The organism is Pseudopedobacter saltans DSM 12145 (assembly GCF_000190735.1).
Classification (GTDB): Bacteria; Bacteroidota; Bacteroidia; order Sphingobacteriales; family Sphingobacteriaceae; genus Pseudopedobacter; species Pseudopedobacter saltans.
In genome coordinates, this window is sequence record NC_015177.1 from 3,863,185 (window position 1) to 3,880,236 (window position 17,052).

Consider the following 17,052-nt stretch of genomic DNA (forward strand, 5'->3'; position numbering starts at 1 on the left):
GTGCTAAGATGTGTCCACGATAGGAAAATACAGGGCGGCTCTTAGACATCCCATTTCTTAAAAATTCAAATAAAAATATCATGGCGAAAGTTAAACCAGGTAGTTTGTTCGATGGATTGTCGGGCAGGCTTGGCGACTTCGTGTTTGCTACCGGAGTTAATGGAACAATAGTAAAGGCGGCGCCTAAGGCCAGGTCGGCCAGTAAACCTACGGCATCGCAAAAAGCGGTCTGGGCCCGTTTTAGTATGGCTAATAGATTTCTATCACGGGCAGGCCGGATCGTTAGATTAGCTATGGGTAGCGAACAGCATATTACACCCGTGTTGACTGTAAAAAATCTGATGAATGAGGTTATAGAGGGCCAATATCCAGACTATTTTATAGACTACCCACGTTTGAAAGTGAGTGCAGGAACATTGACGGCTCCTAAAGAAGCTTCGATTAAACAGATTGAGGGCCGAACTTTTGCTGTGCGCTGGAACAATAGAAAGCGATTGAAACCGGCCGAAGCAATTGTTGCCATGTACAGTCCACTACAGGAGTGCTGGGAAATAGAATCTTCCCCATTAGATAGTAAATGTATGCTTATTGAGATTCCAGGCTATATCAACGATGTTTTGGAGTGTTTTCTTTTTCTGCGCTACAGCGATGGCACACGGGTTTCGGATAGTGTATATCTGGGAAGTGTAGTTTGTGCTTAAAATAGCTCAATAAATTATTAATCTGGCTGAGTCTGGTGATTCTAATAGAGATTCCTGTCTGTTCGAAGGCAGGTTTCTCATGTAGAAATGATATATGGCTTTTAGACAACCTCAAGGGCGGTTAAGAAAGGTTGTTATTCATATCGGCTAACAACCAACGAATACCCTATTACATCAGGCTTAGTTATTAACCTTTAAATTTTAATATTATGATAGCTTATGGCTTAAAGAAATGGCGTTTGTCAGAAATTGTTTACAATAAAGAGCATGGATTGATTATGTTGGTACTGATGCTCTTTCTATTTTCTTCGCCGGTACTGCGCTGGGTGGACTTTACCGCCGCGCCTATAGACGTGGGAGTTTTATCTGCCATTTTATTGGCGATACTTGGTTTTTTGTTATTTAAGTTACTTACATGGTGGTTAATACGGCATGTTTGGCCAGCACTCGGCGAGTATTCCAGGGAACATTTTGAACGTAATTTTAAATCACTTTTATCATGGCAAAAAGTAATTATTTATCTGTCTTTCTATCTGTTTTTATTATATGGCTTTGTCTTTACTTTTATGGCGGTGATATAGTAAGTAAAGGAGATCCGATAGTATCACAGCTATCGGATCATGAATACAATAGCCTTTTAACTATCCGTACTTCCAATACGGAGAATTCTAAAAGGGTACTTTTAAGACAAATATATTTAGCAGAACTTGGAGTAAGAGAATTATCCAACCGGAATGATGGAGAACGGGTAGAAACTTATCTGGCTTATACCGGTAATAAAAAAGGAGACGCTTGGTGTGCTTCTTTTGTGTGTTGGGTGCTGGGTAAAGCCGGAGTGGTTAATCCCAGGTCGGCCTGGAGCCCGGCTTTATTTCTGAAAGACAGAGTTATCTGGCAACCTAAAAATAAGAGAGTAGCTCCGCAGAAAGGAGACGTATTTGCGATTTGGTTTGTAGATAAAGGAAGAATAGCGCATTGTGGATTTGTAGACGAATGGAATGATAAGCTTGTTGTTACCGTTGAAGGCAATACCAATGAGGCGGGTAGCAGAGATGGTGATGGCGTTTATAGAAAGCGGCGTCTGATAAATAGCATATTTGCGGTTGCCAATTGGGTAGATAGAAAGGAGGTGTTACATGGGCTTTAAGTACTATTTATTTTTATTGATATTATGCTTTTCATGTGGAACGCGTAAAAATGTAAAGCAGCTGAAACAAGAGATTCACGTGGAAAAGGACAGCAACGATTATTTGACAGCAGCACATTATATGGCCAAAGAAGAGCTTAATATTATTAAAAGTAATATTTTAAAAGATCTGGAAATTGTGGTTAGTGATGTGTTTTGGCATCCGGATAGTGGTTTAAGTAAGCAGGAGAAATTGAAGGTAAGGATGCGATTTCGGGAGCACATTCAGAATATGTGGGGCAAGAATACAACAGAGTCTACCAGAGATTCGTTGAAAAGGAATGTTAAAATCCGTCATCAGTCCAATCAGTCTCATTCTTTAACCACGGAAAAGCAGAAGGATAGAAGACTAACGCTGCTGTGGTATATTCTTCCTGTTTTTTTAGTGATTCTGTTTTTTGGGTTTAGATTGAGGTTGCGTTGATTTCGCGAGAGGAGCCGAAGTTTTTGCGCAGGGTCTTTCTGACAGAAGACCCTGCTTTGTGAGAAATCCCATGGCGTCTGTGGAAGAAGACCCCGGTAATGCCGAATGCTTTTAGCTTGTTAGTAAGTACATTGTATATATTTCGACAGTTTCCATATGAACCATGTATTATCCTTCCTGGAGACTAACAGATTTGAAACAAGTTCTCCGAAGGAGTCCTTTGGACAGAATGCCTTTTCTATTAGGCTAATCCCCTCATCCGCCCTTTGGGCACCTTCTCCCCGAGGTAGAAGGGCAAAATAGGAAAGGGAATTGCTTATTGATCCGAGAAGAGATTCCTTCTAGAAGGCGATAATAGGGAAAGGTGGTACAAACTTGCATTGATAGTAAGTTCTCGGCATTATAATATTTGGAGATATAATCAGATAAATCTGTGTGTATGAAGAATCAATGAGCACAAGTCAAGCAATCCCATGTGTTGCAATCCCAAACATAATGCGATAACATTCACACATATCGGGATTGCGCCAGTAAAAGATTTATCTAGATGAGTCGACAAAGATTATAGGCCAAAGCATTTTGGTCCTTTTTTGCAAAAAATGCGAAGCATTCTTGAGGACAAATGAAAACTATAAATACTACCGAAAAAAGGACTAGGCCCGTCCGGCTATTGAGGACGGAAAGCCCTGTGTCAGGAAAAAGATAATACCGCTAATAGATTCTGAGACAGATTCTCCGAAGGAGTCCTTTGGACAGCATGACCTTTTCTATTAGGCTAATCCCCTCATCCGCCCTTTGGGCACCTTCTCCCCGAGGTAGAAGGGCAAAATAGGAAAGGGAATTGCTTATTGATCCGAGAAGAGATTCCTTCTAGAAGGCTACATTGGGAAAGGTGGTACAAACTTGCATTGATAGTAAGTTCTCGGCATTATAATATTTGGAGATATAATCAGATAAATCTGTGTGTATGAAGAATCAATGAGCGCAAGTCAAGCAATCCCATGTGTTGCAATCCCAAACATAATGCGATAACATTCACACATATCGGGATTGCGCCAGTGAAAAATTTATCTAGATGAGTCGACAAAGATTATAGGCCAAAGCATTTTGGTCCTTTTTTGCAAAAAATGCGAAGCATTCTTGAGGACAAATGAAAGCTATAAATACTACCGAAAAAAGGACTAGGCCCGTCCGGCTATTGAGGACGGAAAGCCCTGTGTCAGGAAAAATGTAATACAGCTAAGAGGTTCTGAAACAAGTTCTCCGAAGGAGTCCTTTGGACAGAATGACCCTCATCCGCCCTTTGGGCACCTTCTCCCAGAGGTAGAAGGACATATTAGGATGTACTATTCGCACTTTTCTTTGATAGCAATTAATGGCATTAATATATTCCTTTTGCTATCAGCAATAAGCTTTCTGCTTTTAGCCTTAGAATGACTTGTCCATAAAAGTTTCCTGATCGGTATTACTTTGATTAGTTACCGATCAGGGATTTATATCTACTGAGCTTTAACCTCTTTACCGTTTTTGGCAAGCTCTTTTTCGGCAACAATTCTTCTTAAGCCAGAGCTGGAGAAACGATGTTCTCTTCGGTTATAATACAGTTCTATGCCTCTCTCTTCACAATATTTGCGGCCGGTAAAGGTTTTATCCTGATATTCTTCACCAATAATACGGACATCTATCTTGAAAGATTGCAGGATGTCTTCCAGATCTTGTTCGGTAACATAGGGAACAATTTCGTCTATATATTTACAGCCTTTTAATTGAATGTATCGCTCTACTACTGTCTGTGTCGGTTTGTTTTTTTCAGGTCTGTCTATGGTAGGGTCAACCTGTAATCCAACAATTAAATAATCACATTGTCTTTTTGCATCTTCCAGCATTTTTACATGTCCTGCATGGAACAGATCAAATGCACTAAAGGTAATTCCTACTTTCATGATTAATATTTGATTTTAGAGTTAACAGAACAAATATAAGGTTTGTTTTGGGATTAGTTGATTAGTATGGTAGTCTTTAATCTTTGCTCTTTATTCTTGTTCCTTAAATACATTTTATCAGAGTCTGAGACTCTTCTTTATTGATTAATCCGCAGTCTTCCAGGGCGGTATTCAAACACACAAGACTCCGGACAGAAAGGTGTCATTAGCGATTAACAGAGTTTACCATGGACTATCGACTATCGTCTATGGACAACAGGACTCCGGTCTTCCGACATCCGACTTCAGACTTTTCCAACTTCATTAGTTTCCAGAGGGATACCTTTAGCACATTAATCTTTGTTCTTTATTCATTGTTCCTTAATACATTCTATTCGAGTCTGAGACTCTTCTTTATTGATTAATCCGCAGTCTTCCAGGGCGCTATTCAAACGCACAAGACTCCGGACAGGAAGGTTCCAGAGGGGATACCTTTGGCACATTAATCTTTGCTCCTTAATCCTAGCTCCTTAAATACATTTTATCCGAGTCTGAGACTCTTCTTTATTGATTAATCCGCAGTCCTCCGGAGCGCTATTCAAACACACAAGACTCCGAACAGGAAGGTGCCATTAGCCATTAACAGAGTTTACCATGGACTATCGACTATCGTCTATGGACCATACGACTCCGGTCTTCCGACATCTGACTTCGGACTTTTTCAATTCATCACAACCATGGACAAATGTTTCCTTAAATCAGGTAAAACAATTAATTTCGCGACCTAAAACTATTGAAAATGATGGTCTTCCTGATTGCCCTTCTTGTATTTTGTTTGTTGGAGCTTGTCTATTTCAATTTGGCAGACCATTTTAATATTATTGATAAGCCTAATCAGCGAAGTTCTCATAGTAGAATTACGCTAAGAGGGGGTGGTATAATTTTTCCTCTAGCGATAGCAGGAGGTATATTGATCTGGCAACCTAATTTATATCTGCTCAGTCTGGCAGTTTTATTTATAGCGGTAATTAGTTTTTTGGACGATATCATGACTATTAGCAATAGAATTAGGTTGCTGATTCATTTTATCGCTGTGGGAATGGTGCTCTACCTGTGCAAAGATACTTTTGTTTCTTTCTTTGGAGCTGACTACCTTTTACCAGTGATTGTAGCAGCATTTATATTGATTATAGGAGTGATAAATGCTTATAATTTTATGGATGGAATTAACGGGATAACCGTACTTTACTCCCTGATAACAGTTTCTAGTATTTTTCTTGCTCAGGAAAGCTTACAATTGCATTTACTAGAAAAAAATATTTATAATGTGGTATTGGCATCTTTATGTGTTTTTGGTTTTTTTAACTTAAGAAAAAGAGCTAAGGCTTTTTCTGGGGATGTAGGTAGTATTGGTGTTGCTTTACTGATAGCTTACCTTGTATTGCAGTTAATTTTACAAACACAGCATTTCCGGTGGATTTTATTGTTGGGAGTTTATGGTCTGGATGCAGTGGCAACCATTTTTTGTCGATTGGTGCGAGGGGAAAATATTTTCGAAGCGCATCGATCTCATTTTTATCAATATCTGGCCAATGAAACTAAACTGACGCATGTTCAGGTTTCCCTTATATATGCTTTCGTTCAAGGTTTTCTAAACTTAAGTATTTTGTATGCTAATAATTATTTGCAATTGGGTATCTTTTTGATTTTGATGATAATTTACATTATTTTAAGATTGAAAATGGAAGGAAAAGCAAGATTATTTGTAAGTTACAGCATATAAATAAATGCGCCTTGGTTGATTATAAAGTCACTATCATTATTCCTACCTATAATAGAGAACAATTGCTTTCCAAAGCATTGATGAGTGTGCTTATGCAAAACTACCCAATTCTAGAGGTTTTGGTAATAGATGACGGTTCGACTGATGATACCGCTATCATGATACAGCCTTTCTTGGTAGATAAACGTCTAAAATATATTTATTTGGATAAAAATAGAGGAAGATCTGCGGCAAGAAATGTTGGCTTGGAACTTGCTGGCGGAGATTTTATCATGTTCTTGGATTCGGATGACTATCTCGAACAGGGTGCCATAAACCATTTAATTTCGTTACGAAAGGCTAATCCTAAGATAAATATATTTGCGGGGGCATACAGGTTGTTTACAAACAAAAACAATAGAGAATTTACTATTTATAGAAGAGGGAGAACCGCTTTCTTATCGGATGCTTTTTTGGAAGAAACTAAACAAATGGTATTAAATATAGGGAATGTTATTTTGCATAAGGATCTGGTTAAAGAAAAGAGATTTGATGAAAGCCTGGATTTTGCAGAAGACTGGCTCTTTTTGTTAAATGCAATTAAGGGTGAGTCGGCAATTCTTACAAATACTTTGATTAGCAATGTCTATCGCCACAATGATAACTCTGCATTTGGTGATATACAGCGAGCTATTATCAAGGTAACGGAAAAAAATATTAAAGAATTGGATTATAGCAGAGACAAGAAATATATCGATAACTTTTTACTGCGGCAGCTTATGGCCTATAATCGATTGGGAAATAAAATAGCTGCGGTATTATGCTTTTTTAAATTGAGACGCAGCAAATACTTAAGTCCTCTCAGTTTATGGAGAGAGTTTCTTTTTCTCTTTATCCCGTCTTTGTTTCTCATTACATTTAGGAATATTCAGCTAAAGCTTAAAACATATCTTAACTCTATTTGTAATTTGTAGGGTGCGTAATATTAATTATCAAAAATATATTGTCAAATATTTAGGTATATTTGTGAGCTTATAACCAAAAATTAATATATGTTTAGACGAATAAACATTGTTCCGCGTTGGTTAATCTTCTGCCTGGATTTGCTGTGTTGTGCCCTATCCATGGGTTTGGCCTACTTTATAAAATACGATTTCAGCATTAATCATATAGATATACAAGAGTTGAGCAGGAATCTATTGATTTTTGGACTGATTAATTGTATTGTGTTCTTTAATGTAAAGACCTATGCGGGTATTGTGAGATATACCAGCGCTCAGGATTCTTTTAGAATTCTGTTTGCCATTTCTTTAAGCAACGGACTTTTTATTTTAGCGAATATTGTTTCCTTGTCTTTAGGGAAAGATGTTTTCATATCCAATGTAGTTATTGTAATAACCGGGCTTTGTAGTTTCGTTATGCTGATTACGTATAGGGTTTTGGTAAAGTACTTTTTTGTTTATATCAAAAATCTGCGTCTGGATAAAAAGAGGGTGGTGATATTTGGAGCTGGAGAAACTGGGATTGCGACAAAGCGAGCACTGGATACGGATCCTAAAATTAATATGAGCGTTGTTGCCTTTGTGGACAACGACCCCCGTAAAAGCAGTAAGGTAGTTGATAATGTTAAAATTTACCATGCAGACTATCTGGAAAGGATCTTATTGGAAGAAAAAATAGATAGCCTGATCTTTACTGCGCCCGGGATGAAAACCGAGGAGAAAAACAAAGTTGTTGATCTTTGTCTGGACAATAATGTAAAGGTATTGAATGTACCTTTGGTGAGAACCTGGGTAAAGGGTACGGTTAAAACAACCCAGATAAAAGATGTTAAAATTGAGGATTTACTGGAACGCGACCCGATAATTATTGGTGAAAGCATATTAAACGAGCAGTTATCCGGCAAACGAATATTGGTTACGGGGGCTGCAGGTTCCATAGGTAGCGAGATTGTAAGGCAATTGGCTAAATTCAACCCCCAGACAATTATTTTAAATGATATTGCGGAAACGCCATTGCATGAACTTCAGCTGGAGCTTCAAGATAATAATTTGCTAAATAATTTCATAGCGTTTATTGGTGATGTTAGGAATAAATCCAGGATGGAACACCTGTTTGAAACTTTTAAACCGCACTATGTATACCATGCTGCGGCCTATAAGCATGTCCCCATGATGGAACATAATCCTTCGGAGGCCATCTGTACTAACGTTGGTGGAACTAAAAACATGGCTGATTTGGCGGTAAAACACGGGGCTATTAAATTTGTAATGGTTTCTACTGATAAGGCAGTAAATCCAACAAATGTAATGGGAGCGTCTAAGCGGATTGCGGAGATTTATGTGCAGTCACTTTTCTGTTCTTCCGCTAATGGAGAGAAAACAAGATTTATCACGACCCGTTTTGGAAATGTTTTGGGGTCAAATGGTTCAGTAATACCGCGTTTCCGCGAGCAGATACAAAAAGGAGGACCACTGACGGTAACCCACCCGGATATTACCCGTTATTTTATGACCATTCCGGAAGCTTGCAGATTGGTGCTGGAAGCCGGGTCGATGGGGAAAGGCGGAGAGATTTATATTTTTGATATGGGGCAATCTGTAAAGATTGTGGAACTAGCTAAAAAGATGATTCGGCTTTCTGGCTTTATTCCGAATCAGGATATTAAAATTGAATTTACTGGCCTAAGGCCTGGCGAAAAACTATACGAAGAACTTCTTAATGATAAGGAAAATACAATGCCGACGCATCATGAAAAAATTATGATCGCTAAGGTTATTCCTTATGAGTTTGAATCGGTAAGTATTCATATAGAAGATCTTGTGACGTTGGCATGTAACTATCAGGATAAAGAGGTTGTGAGGTTGATGAAAAAAATAGTTCCGGAGTTTAAAAGTAATAACTCGACTTACGAAGAGTTAGATAAAGAATTAGAATTTGCAGATGCGTAAATATATTGCCTTTATAGGTATCGTTCTTGGAGTGTATTCAAATGGCTATAGCCAGACTGAAAATGTCACTTTACCGTATTCATTTGATTATTATCAAAAATATAATCGGGAAGTTTATAACCAACAGGATCGTTTTCACAGTTCGATAAAGCCTTTTTATGGAGATCATCCCTCTTTAAAGCTGTCCGTTGATTCGGTAAACTTTGTTGGTGATTCATTAAGAAAATCATGGGTCGGGAGAAAGCTATTTCAACAGCATTTGATTGAGGTAAATAAAGAAGATTATAGTATTTATGCGGATTATGTGCCGGACTATATCATAGGTTATGATCAGGATTTGGGGAAGAGCATTTGGATGAATACCCGAGGGTATCAGTTAGGAATTAAAGTAGGTGAAAAGTTTTCTTTCTATACAAGCGGTTATGAAAATCAGGGTGTATTTCCAGCTTATATTACCAATTTTATTAATCAAAATCAGGTTGTTCCCGGGCAGGTAGGAGGTAAATTAGGAAAGCTGGAAAAAGATTGGGCCTATGCAACTGCTTTACTTTCTTATACGCCTAACAAATATCTAAACTTTGCTTTGGGGTATGATAAGAATTTTATCGGAGATGGTTATCGATCGATGTTATTATCGGACGCCGCTGCCAATTATTCTTTCTTTAGGTTGAGGGCAAGTCTGGGAAGCTTGCAATATCAAACTATTTATGCTTATATGTTAGATCCTGGTGCCCCAAAGTTAACAACAGATAGAAGGTTAGGAGACCGTGGAAAATGGGGTGCATTCCATTATCTAGATTGGAACATTTCAAAAAGATGGTCTGTAGGATTATTCCAGGCTGTTACCTGGACAGATGCAGAACCTGAGGGCAAACGCGGATTTGATTTTAATTACATTCATCCTTTTGTATTCTTAAGGCCAATAGAAGGGGCAAATTCTACCTCGCCGGATAAAATGCGTTTGGGGTTGAATGCCAAATATGAGATCCTGGAAAAAACAGCTGTTTATACTCAGTTTATGATTGATGAGTTTACGGCTAAAGAATTTTTTTCGAATAAGGGTTACTGGGCAAATAAGTGGGCATTGCAATTGGGATTTAGAGGCTCTGATTTATTTGGAGTTAAAAACCTGAACTATCTAGGTGAGTTTAATACCGCAAGACCGTATACTTATGCGCATTTTGACCGGGTTTCTAATTATGGACATTATAATCAGCCTTTAGCACATCCTTTTGGAGCGGGATTTAGAGAGTATATCGGGATGCTGAATTACAGTTATAAAAGATTTGATTTCTCGGGACAATTGCTTTATGCTTATTACGGTTTGGACCCGGCAGGAGAAAACTACGGCAAAAATATCTTTTTATCCTATGATGACCGATCTCTTAATTACGGCAGCAAAGTAGGAAATGGGATTGCTACGGATTTGTTTTTTGCGAAAGGAAAAGTCGCTTATATACTAAACCCAAAATATAATTTGAGACTTGAAGTGGCTTCTACTTTAAGGAGCGAAACAAACGATTTGGCAAGTGCAAAAACAGGAATCATAAGCTTTGGGTTGAGGAGCAGTTTTAGAAGTTTTTATGATGATTTTTAATCTATGGATGTCATCATACTGGCATATGATCTGTTTAAAAATACAACATCAACTAATCGATATAAAGTATTAGTAGAAGTTTTGAGTAGAAAAAGCTCCATTAACGTCCAGGTTATCGACTTTCATTTTGAAAACAGTAAGTTCAGCACCATCTCTTGTGATATTGAAAATGTTGACACTTTTATTTTAAAAGAAAAAGTTAGGATTGTTTATCCGCGAGCGAAGAATATACAGAAGTTTGTCTTACATTCGAAGTCTAACTATTTGAAGTATATCTATCAATTATTGTTTAAGGAAGAAGTAATAACCCCAAGAGACAATAATTTATTTATTGATCTTATAAAGAAGTCTGGCAACAAAGGATATATAATAGTGTCGGGAGCTCCTTATGGTATATTTAAATATGCCTCCAAAATGACTAAAAAGTTAGGGTTTGAACTAATTTTGGATTATAGAGATCCCTGGACTTTTGGTTATCAGAACTTAAATGGATTTAAATTAGCATACAAGCTGAAAAGAACTATGCTCCAAGGGATGGAAAGGAAACTACTAAAACAAGCATCATTAATAACCACCGTATCCGAAACTTTAAAGAGTTATTTTCCATCAGAGTTTCAACATAAAATCCATGTAATTCCAAATGGGAGTAATTATGTAGCAGCAGATATCAAACCAAAAGAAGATAAAACATTTAATATTGTTTATATTGGAACTATTTATAATGATCAGCTACAGGATAATACCTTTTTTCTGGCTTTAAAGAAATTCCTATATCAAAAAGATCAGGAAAGTATTAAATTACAGTTCTTAGGATCATTTTATACAACAGCATTAAAAGAAAAAATTGAGGAATTTGATTTGTCGCATATAACGACAATAACCAAACGATTGAAAAAAGACGAATTATTGCCTTATTTAAATAACACTAATATTTTTTTGCATTTGAAATATGGCGATCGATCCGGGATTATTACATCTAAACAAGCCGATTACCTGTTTTTTAGAAAACCTATTTTATTGCCAGTATCAGACAAAGGCGATTTAGCTGAGAGTATTTCTAAACATAAAGCAGGGTATATTTGTAAGGATCAAGTAGATATTGTGCGAACTTTAAATATGCTGTATAGTAAGTTCTTAAACGGAGAAGTTGTTGAGATTGTGCAGTCAGAAGAAATGTTAAAGCACAATTCAAGAGAAGCTATCGCCGAACGCTTTGTCGGTCTCATTTTGGAAAACAAATAAGGACAGGTAATAGTTTAATTCAGTATTAAACATTAATCAGTTGCCATTTTTACCTCACCCCGCCAATTCCTTTGTAATTTTGGCTTCGCCTAAAGATTTGACAGTTTCTATTATTGCAATTGCATCATAACCACATTCTGCCCAAAGTTCAGGTTGTTCACCATGTTCGATTATTCTGTCTGGAATTCCTAAGCGTTTCACATTTGCAGTATAATTATGGTCTGCCATGAATTCTAAAACCGCGCTACCCATTCCTCCGATTATACATCCATCCTCTACAGTAATGATGTGTTTGTACTTTTTGAAAACTTCGTGTAATAATTGTTCATCAATAGGTTTGGCAAAGCGCATATCATAGTGAGCAGGAAAGTAGCCTTCTTGATTAAGTTCTAAACAAGCTTTTACAGCTTCGTTTCCAATATGCCCAATGGAAAGTATGGCTATATCTTCACCATCACAAATTTTACGGCCTTTTCCGATGATGATTTCCTGAAATGGTCGTTCCCAATCTGGCATAACCCCGTTTCCTCTGGGATACCTTATAGAAAAAGGCCCTTGGTTTTGTAGTTGAGCCGTGTACATTAGGTTTCTGAGCTCTTCTTCATTCATTGGTGCAGAAACAACCATGTTAGGTATGCATCTGAAATACGCTAAATCATAAGCTCCATGATGGGTCGGCCCATCAGAACCGGCAATACCTGCCCTGTCCAGACAAAATACCACAGGAAGTTTTTGAAGAGCAACATCATGGATCACCTGATCATATGCTCTTTGCATAAAGCTGGAATAGATGTTGCAGAAAGGAATAAAACCTTCTGCTGCAAGTCCGGCAGAAAAAGTTACGGCATGTTGTTCAGCAATACCAACATCGAAAGCACGATTAGGCATGGCTTTCATCATGATATTTAATGAACATCCTGAAGGCATGGCCGGTGTTACTCCAAGTATCTTCTCGTTTTTTTCGGCCAGCTCAACAATGGTATTTCCGAAAACGTCCTGATATTTAGGTCCCTGGATAGCTTTTGGTGTAGATTTTTTAATTTCTCCGGTTATTTTATTGAAAAGTCCCGGTGAATGCCATTTAGTTTGGTCTTTCTCGGCAAGCGCATAGCCTTTTCCCTTCACAGTAACACAATGCAACAATTTAGGGCCCGGAATATCTTTCAGGTCATTCAAAACCTTAACCAGATTGTTTACATCGTGACCATCTATAGGTCCGAAATACCTGAAGTTTAAAGCCTCGAAGAAATTACTTTTATGTAGTAAGCTACCTTTAATCGTTTTTTCGATTGTTTTAACAATCTGATGGGCATTGGGGCCGAGTTCAGATATTTTAGTTAAAACAGCCGAAACATCATCCCTGAATTTATTATATGTTTTACTGATGGCGATGTTGGTAAGGTAATCTTTCAGAGCACCAACATTAGGATCGATAGACATGCAGTTATCATTCAGAATAACCAAAAGATTGGATTTTTCAGTGCCGCCATGATTTAAAGCTTCAAAAGCCATCCCCGCAGTCATAGATCCGTCACCAATTATAGCGACATGCTGTCTGTCCGTTTCACCTTTTAATTGAGAAGCCACGGCCATTCCCAAAGCCGCAGAGATTGAAGTAGAAGAGTGCCCTACACCGAAAGTATCATACTCGCTTTCGGAACGCTTTGGAAAACCACTAATACCACCGTAAATTCTATTTGTATGGAATACGTTTCTTCTGTCTGTTAATATTTTATGACCATATGCCTGATGACCTACATCCCAAACCAGGCGATCGTAAGGTGTATTCATGACATAGTGCAAAGCAACGGTAAGTTCTACCACGCCTAAACTGGATGCGAAATGTCCGCCATTTACAGAAACTACATCGATAATATATTGTCGCAATTCTTTACAAATTTCGACTAAGTCTTCTTCTTTAAATTTCTTTAAATCAGAAGGTATATTTATTTGAGATAGTAGCTTTCCCGCCTTTACTTCCATGTTTTAATTAAATAATTTACAAATTTAAAAGAATTCCTGACTTAAACATGTGATATATTTTAGTTTATGATTTATTACCTTATCTATCAACCTTTGTAAAAAGAGATTATATTTGCGACGGAATAATGGAGACGGCAGAAAATTTTTCTATAAAACTACCCATTTTTGAAGGCCCTTTCGACTTACTGCTCTTTTTTATTGAGAGAGACGAGTTGGATATCCATAATATTCCAATCGCCCGAATTACAGATGATTTTTTGGATTATATCCATCAGATGAATTCACTGAATATGGAGTTGGCAAGTGAATTTATTTTTGTTGCTTCTACCTTGATGAGGATTAAGGCCAAAATGCTGCTTCCGAGAGTCGAAGTGGATGAACAGGGTAACGAGATTGACCTAAAACAGAACCTTATTCAGAAATTAATCGAGTATAAACGTTTTAAAGATGTAACGGAAACATTTAAAGAGTTAGAAGGTGAACGGTTTTATAAGGAGAAAAGAGGTAATATTCTGGATGATGTAAAGCGATTTGAGGATAGCGGTACCGGAAAAGAAGAACTATCTTCCTTTGATTTATATAGATTATTGCGAATATATCATCGCATGATGCGGAACTACAGCATTCGGTCTGAGGAGGTTAAACACACCGTAGAGAAATACCCCTACACTATTGAGGAACAAAAGCTGGTTATCACTCAGTTGCTAAATATCAACGCTCGGTTAGATTTTAAAAATATTGTCCAAAATTCTAAAGACAAAGTTCAATTTGTTTATAATTTCCTCGCGGTGTTGGAAATGCTGCAACAGCAATTGATAAATATTCAGATTGGTTTAGGTTTCAATAACTTTTGGATTGTAAACAGGAAAGAAGAGCCTGTTCAATAAAATTAATTACATAAAGTTCATCCATAAGATTAATTTCTGGCCCTCGCTTTTCATTTACGCAAGAAATAACGCGTTTTAAAAATTCATCATGCTTGTCTGCGGAGCCTTTATAAAACTTATAATTGTTTGCTGCAGACAATTCCTCAAAAACAGGCAGATTAATACTGTCTTCTACCTGTACGAAGTCTAGCTTCTCCATATACTGCCCACCAACTTTTACATTTCCTTTAGAACCAATAATAGTTAAGCTGCTTTCTATATTTGTTGCCCATGCGGCGTTACTATAGTTAAAAGTGCCCCTGCCACCATTTTTTAATTTGAATTTGATGTTTCCACTATCGTCAAAATCTGTTTTAACTGAAGGGTTTAAAGTATAAGTGTCTGCAGAAACTTCTATGGGGTAACCACAAAGCCAGATCATAAGATCTATAAAGTGGCTAAATTGTGTGTATAAAGGACCTCCTCCTAAATTAGCAGAAGCTCTCCATGATGATTCCTGATAATATTCTTGATTTCTATTCCAAAAGCAATTTACCTGGACATAAAGTATTTCCCCTAATCTTTTTTGCTCCATTAGTTTTTTTAGCCATATAGAAACCGGACTGTATCTGTTTTGCATTACAGCGAAAACACTTTTTTGGGATTTGCGTTCAGCTTCAAGCATAGCATAAACATCATTTATACTCAATGCTACCGGTTTTTCACAAATTACATGATATCCGGCATTCAGGCATTTAATAGTATGCTCCGGATGAAAACCGTTAGGAGTGCATATGCATACAATATCCACCGGGATTTTGTGTTCCAGAAAATCCTCAATTGAAAGAAAAAAAGGTATTAAGGCATCCAGATTTTTACGTTTGTTAAAATCTGTATCTACAGCGGCGATTAAGTCTGCATTAGGCAGAGATTTTATTATTCTTGCGTATTTCTTGCCTATATTTCCAACTCCTACGATGGCAAATCCCAGTTTGTTCATTTATAGTTTTTTATAAAAAAATCCCATATAAAGTTCTAAATTTGTCTTTCGAAAAGTGGATGTAATAAGCTCTTAAAGTTTAGAAAAAAACTTTAATAAAAGGTTTATTTTAAATTAACGATAGCAATATATTAAAAATTTCATGAAAAGGGACGAAATTATTTTTGATTTAATCAACGAAGAATTACAAAGGCAGGAGCATGGCATAGAACTTATTGCTTCTGAAAATTTTGTTAGCAAGCAAGTTATGGAGGCCGCAGGTTCTGTTTTAACCAACAAATATGCAGAAGGGCTTCCGGGTAAACGTTATTACGGAGGATGTGAGGTAGTTGATGAGATTGAAAATATTGCTATCGAAAGAGCTAAACAATTATTTAATGCAGAATGGGTTAATGTTCAACCTCATTCAGGAGCACAAGCAAACACAGCTGTATTTCTTGCAGTTTTAAAACCAGGAGATAAAATATTAGGTTTTGATTTAGCTCACGGAGGTCACTTAACACATGGCTCGCCGGTAAACTTTTCGGGTAAGGTATATCAGCCGTTTTTCTATGGAGTAGACGAAGAAACCGGTTTAATCAACTATAAACAATTAGAAGAAGTAGCATTAAGAGAAAAACCAAAATTGATTATCTGTGGTGCTTCCGCTTATTCAAGAGATTGGGATTATCCATTTATTCGTTCTGTTGCAGATAAAATTGGGGCGTTGGTATTAGCGGATATTTCGCATCCTGCAGGTTTAATAGCCAGAGGGCTGTTAACAGATCCACTTCCACATTGCCACATTGTAACTACTACTACTCATAAAACTTTAAGAGGACCAAGAGGTGGTATTATTATGATGGGTAAAGATTTTGATAATCCGTGGGGATTAACTACTCCAAAAGGTGAAATCAGAAAAATGTCGGCAATTTTAGATAGCGCTGTATTTCCAGGTACTCAAGGAGGTCCGTTAGAACATATCATCGCCGCTAAAGCTATTGCTTTTGGCGAGGCATTAAGCGACGAATACATGGAGTATGTACTTCAGGTAAAGAAAAATGCAGATGCGCTGGCAAAAGAGTTAGTAGCGAGAGATTATAAATTAATATCCGGTGGTACAGATAACCATTTGATGCTGATTGACCTGTCAAATAAAAATATCACTGGAAAAGCTGCAGAAGAGGCTTTAGGAAAGGCTGATATTACAGTAAATAAAAATATGGTTCCATTTGATAAGAGATCACCATTTGTGACTTCTGGAATTCGTATCGGATCGGCAGCTATATCCAGCCGTGGTTTAAAGGAAGCGGAAATGGTTAAAATTATCGGATTGATCGATGATGTAATCAATAACCATGACAACGAGGATCGTCTGGAAGAGATTAGAGAGGAAGTAAATGCGTTAATGAAAGCATTCCCTTTATACAGCTAATCAT

Annotated in this window: 14 protein-coding genes; 11 read left to right on the forward strand and 3 right to left on the reverse strand. The window is 37.3% G+C overall.

The genetic code is table 11. The features are described from left to right. Positions 1-80 precede the first annotated feature (80 nt). The 4 genes from PEDSA_RS16315 to PEDSA_RS16325 all read left to right on the forward strand — a co-directional run bounded on the left by PEDSA_RS16315 (position 81) and on the right by PEDSA_RS16325 (position 2,311). The gene (locus PEDSA_RS16315; protein ID WP_013634266.1) at positions 81-701 is read left to right on the forward strand and encodes a DUF6266 family protein; all 621 of its coding nucleotides are present in this window, start codon (positions 81-83) and stop codon (positions 699-701) included. 209 nt (positions 702-910) lie between these two features. Further along, positions 911-1,282 carry a hypothetical protein gene (locus PEDSA_RS20170; protein WP_148233547.1) on the forward strand — a complete coding sequence of 124 codons (372 nt, stop codon included), beginning with the start codon at positions 911-913 and terminating at the stop codon, positions 1,280-1,282. Beyond that, positions 1,201-1,848, forward strand: a complete 648-nt coding sequence (locus PEDSA_RS16320) for a C40 family peptidase (protein WP_013634267.1) — start codon at positions 1,201-1,203, stop codon at positions 1,846-1,848. The genes PEDSA_RS20170 and PEDSA_RS16320 overlap by 82 nt, the downstream gene beginning before the upstream one ends. Then, the gene (locus PEDSA_RS16325) at positions 1,838-2,311 is read left to right on the forward strand and encodes a hypothetical protein (protein WP_013634268.1); all 474 of its coding nucleotides are present in this window, start codon (positions 1,838-1,840) and stop codon (positions 2,309-2,311) included. Before PEDSA_RS16320 ends, PEDSA_RS16325 begins: the two co-directional genes overlap by 11 nt. A 1,499-nt stretch (positions 2,312-3,810) precedes the next feature. Here PEDSA_RS16325 and PEDSA_RS16330 read toward each other — a convergent pair. Then, a complete protein-coding gene (locus PEDSA_RS16330; protein WP_013634269.1) occupies positions 3,811-4,254 on the reverse strand; it encodes an adenylyltransferase/cytidyltransferase family protein in 444 nt (147 codons plus the stop codon). Positions 4,255-5,032: 778 nt separating this feature from the next. On the opposite strand from PEDSA_RS16330, the gene PEDSA_RS16335 reads away from it, so the two are divergent. From PEDSA_RS16335 to PEDSA_RS16355, 5 genes are all read left to right on the forward strand, one after another. After that, on the forward strand, positions 5,033-6,016 hold the full coding sequence (locus PEDSA_RS16335; protein ID WP_013634270.1) for an MraY family glycosyltransferase: 984 nt from the start codon (positions 5,033-5,035) through the stop codon (positions 6,014-6,016). Between the two features lie 11 nt (positions 6,017-6,027). Further along, positions 6,028-6,969: a glycosyltransferase family 2 protein gene (locus tag PEDSA_RS16340; protein WP_013634271.1), complete on the forward strand. Its 942-nt coding sequence runs from the start codon at positions 6,028-6,030 to the stop codon at positions 6,967-6,969. 78 nt (positions 6,970-7,047) lie between these two features. After that, positions 7,048-8,946, forward strand: a complete 1,899-nt coding sequence (locus PEDSA_RS16345) for a polysaccharide biosynthesis protein (protein WP_013634272.1) — start codon at positions 7,048-7,050, stop codon at positions 8,944-8,946. Next, complete coding sequence (locus PEDSA_RS16350; RefSeq protein ID WP_013634273.1) at positions 8,939-10,543, forward strand: hypothetical protein; 1,605 nt, start codon at positions 8,939-8,941, stop codon at positions 10,541-10,543. Before PEDSA_RS16345 ends, PEDSA_RS16350 begins: the two co-directional genes overlap by 8 nt. Positions 10,544-10,546: 3 nt before the next feature. Further along, positions 10,547-11,785 carry a glycosyltransferase family protein gene (locus tag PEDSA_RS16355; RefSeq protein ID WP_013634274.1) on the forward strand — a complete coding sequence of 413 codons (1,239 nt, stop codon included), beginning with the start codon at positions 10,547-10,549 and terminating at the stop codon, positions 11,783-11,785. Positions 11,786-11,839: 54 nt separating this feature from the next. On the opposite strand, the gene dxs is transcribed toward PEDSA_RS16355, so the two are convergent. Further along, the gene (dxs, locus tag PEDSA_RS16360) at positions 11,840-13,768 is read right to left on the reverse strand and encodes a 1-deoxy-D-xylulose-5-phosphate synthase (RefSeq protein WP_013634275.1); all 1,929 of its coding nucleotides are present in this window, start codon (positions 13,766-13,768) and stop codon (positions 11,840-11,842) included. A 125-nt stretch (positions 13,769-13,893) separates the two neighbouring features. On the opposite strand from dxs, the gene PEDSA_RS16365 reads away from it, so the two are divergent. Continuing rightward, on the forward strand, positions 13,894-14,655 hold the full coding sequence (locus PEDSA_RS16365) for a segregation and condensation protein A (protein ID WP_013634276.1): 762 nt from the start codon (positions 13,894-13,896) through the stop codon (positions 14,653-14,655). On the opposite strand, the gene PEDSA_RS16370 is transcribed toward PEDSA_RS16365, so the two are convergent. Beyond that, positions 14,609-15,634: a Gfo/Idh/MocA family protein gene (locus tag PEDSA_RS16370; protein WP_013634277.1), complete on the reverse strand. Its 1,026-nt coding sequence runs from the start codon at positions 15,632-15,634 to the stop codon at positions 14,609-14,611. The two genes, PEDSA_RS16365 and PEDSA_RS16370, sit on opposite strands and share 47 nt — an antisense overlap. 142 nt (positions 15,635-15,776) lie before the next feature. Here PEDSA_RS16370 and PEDSA_RS16375 point away from each other — a divergent pair, with 142 nt between their 5' ends. Next, positions 15,777-17,048: a serine hydroxymethyltransferase gene (locus PEDSA_RS16375; protein WP_013634278.1), complete on the forward strand. Its 1,272-nt coding sequence runs from the start codon at positions 15,777-15,779 to the stop codon at positions 17,046-17,048. The last annotated feature ends 4 nt before the right edge of the window (positions 17,049-17,052 follow it).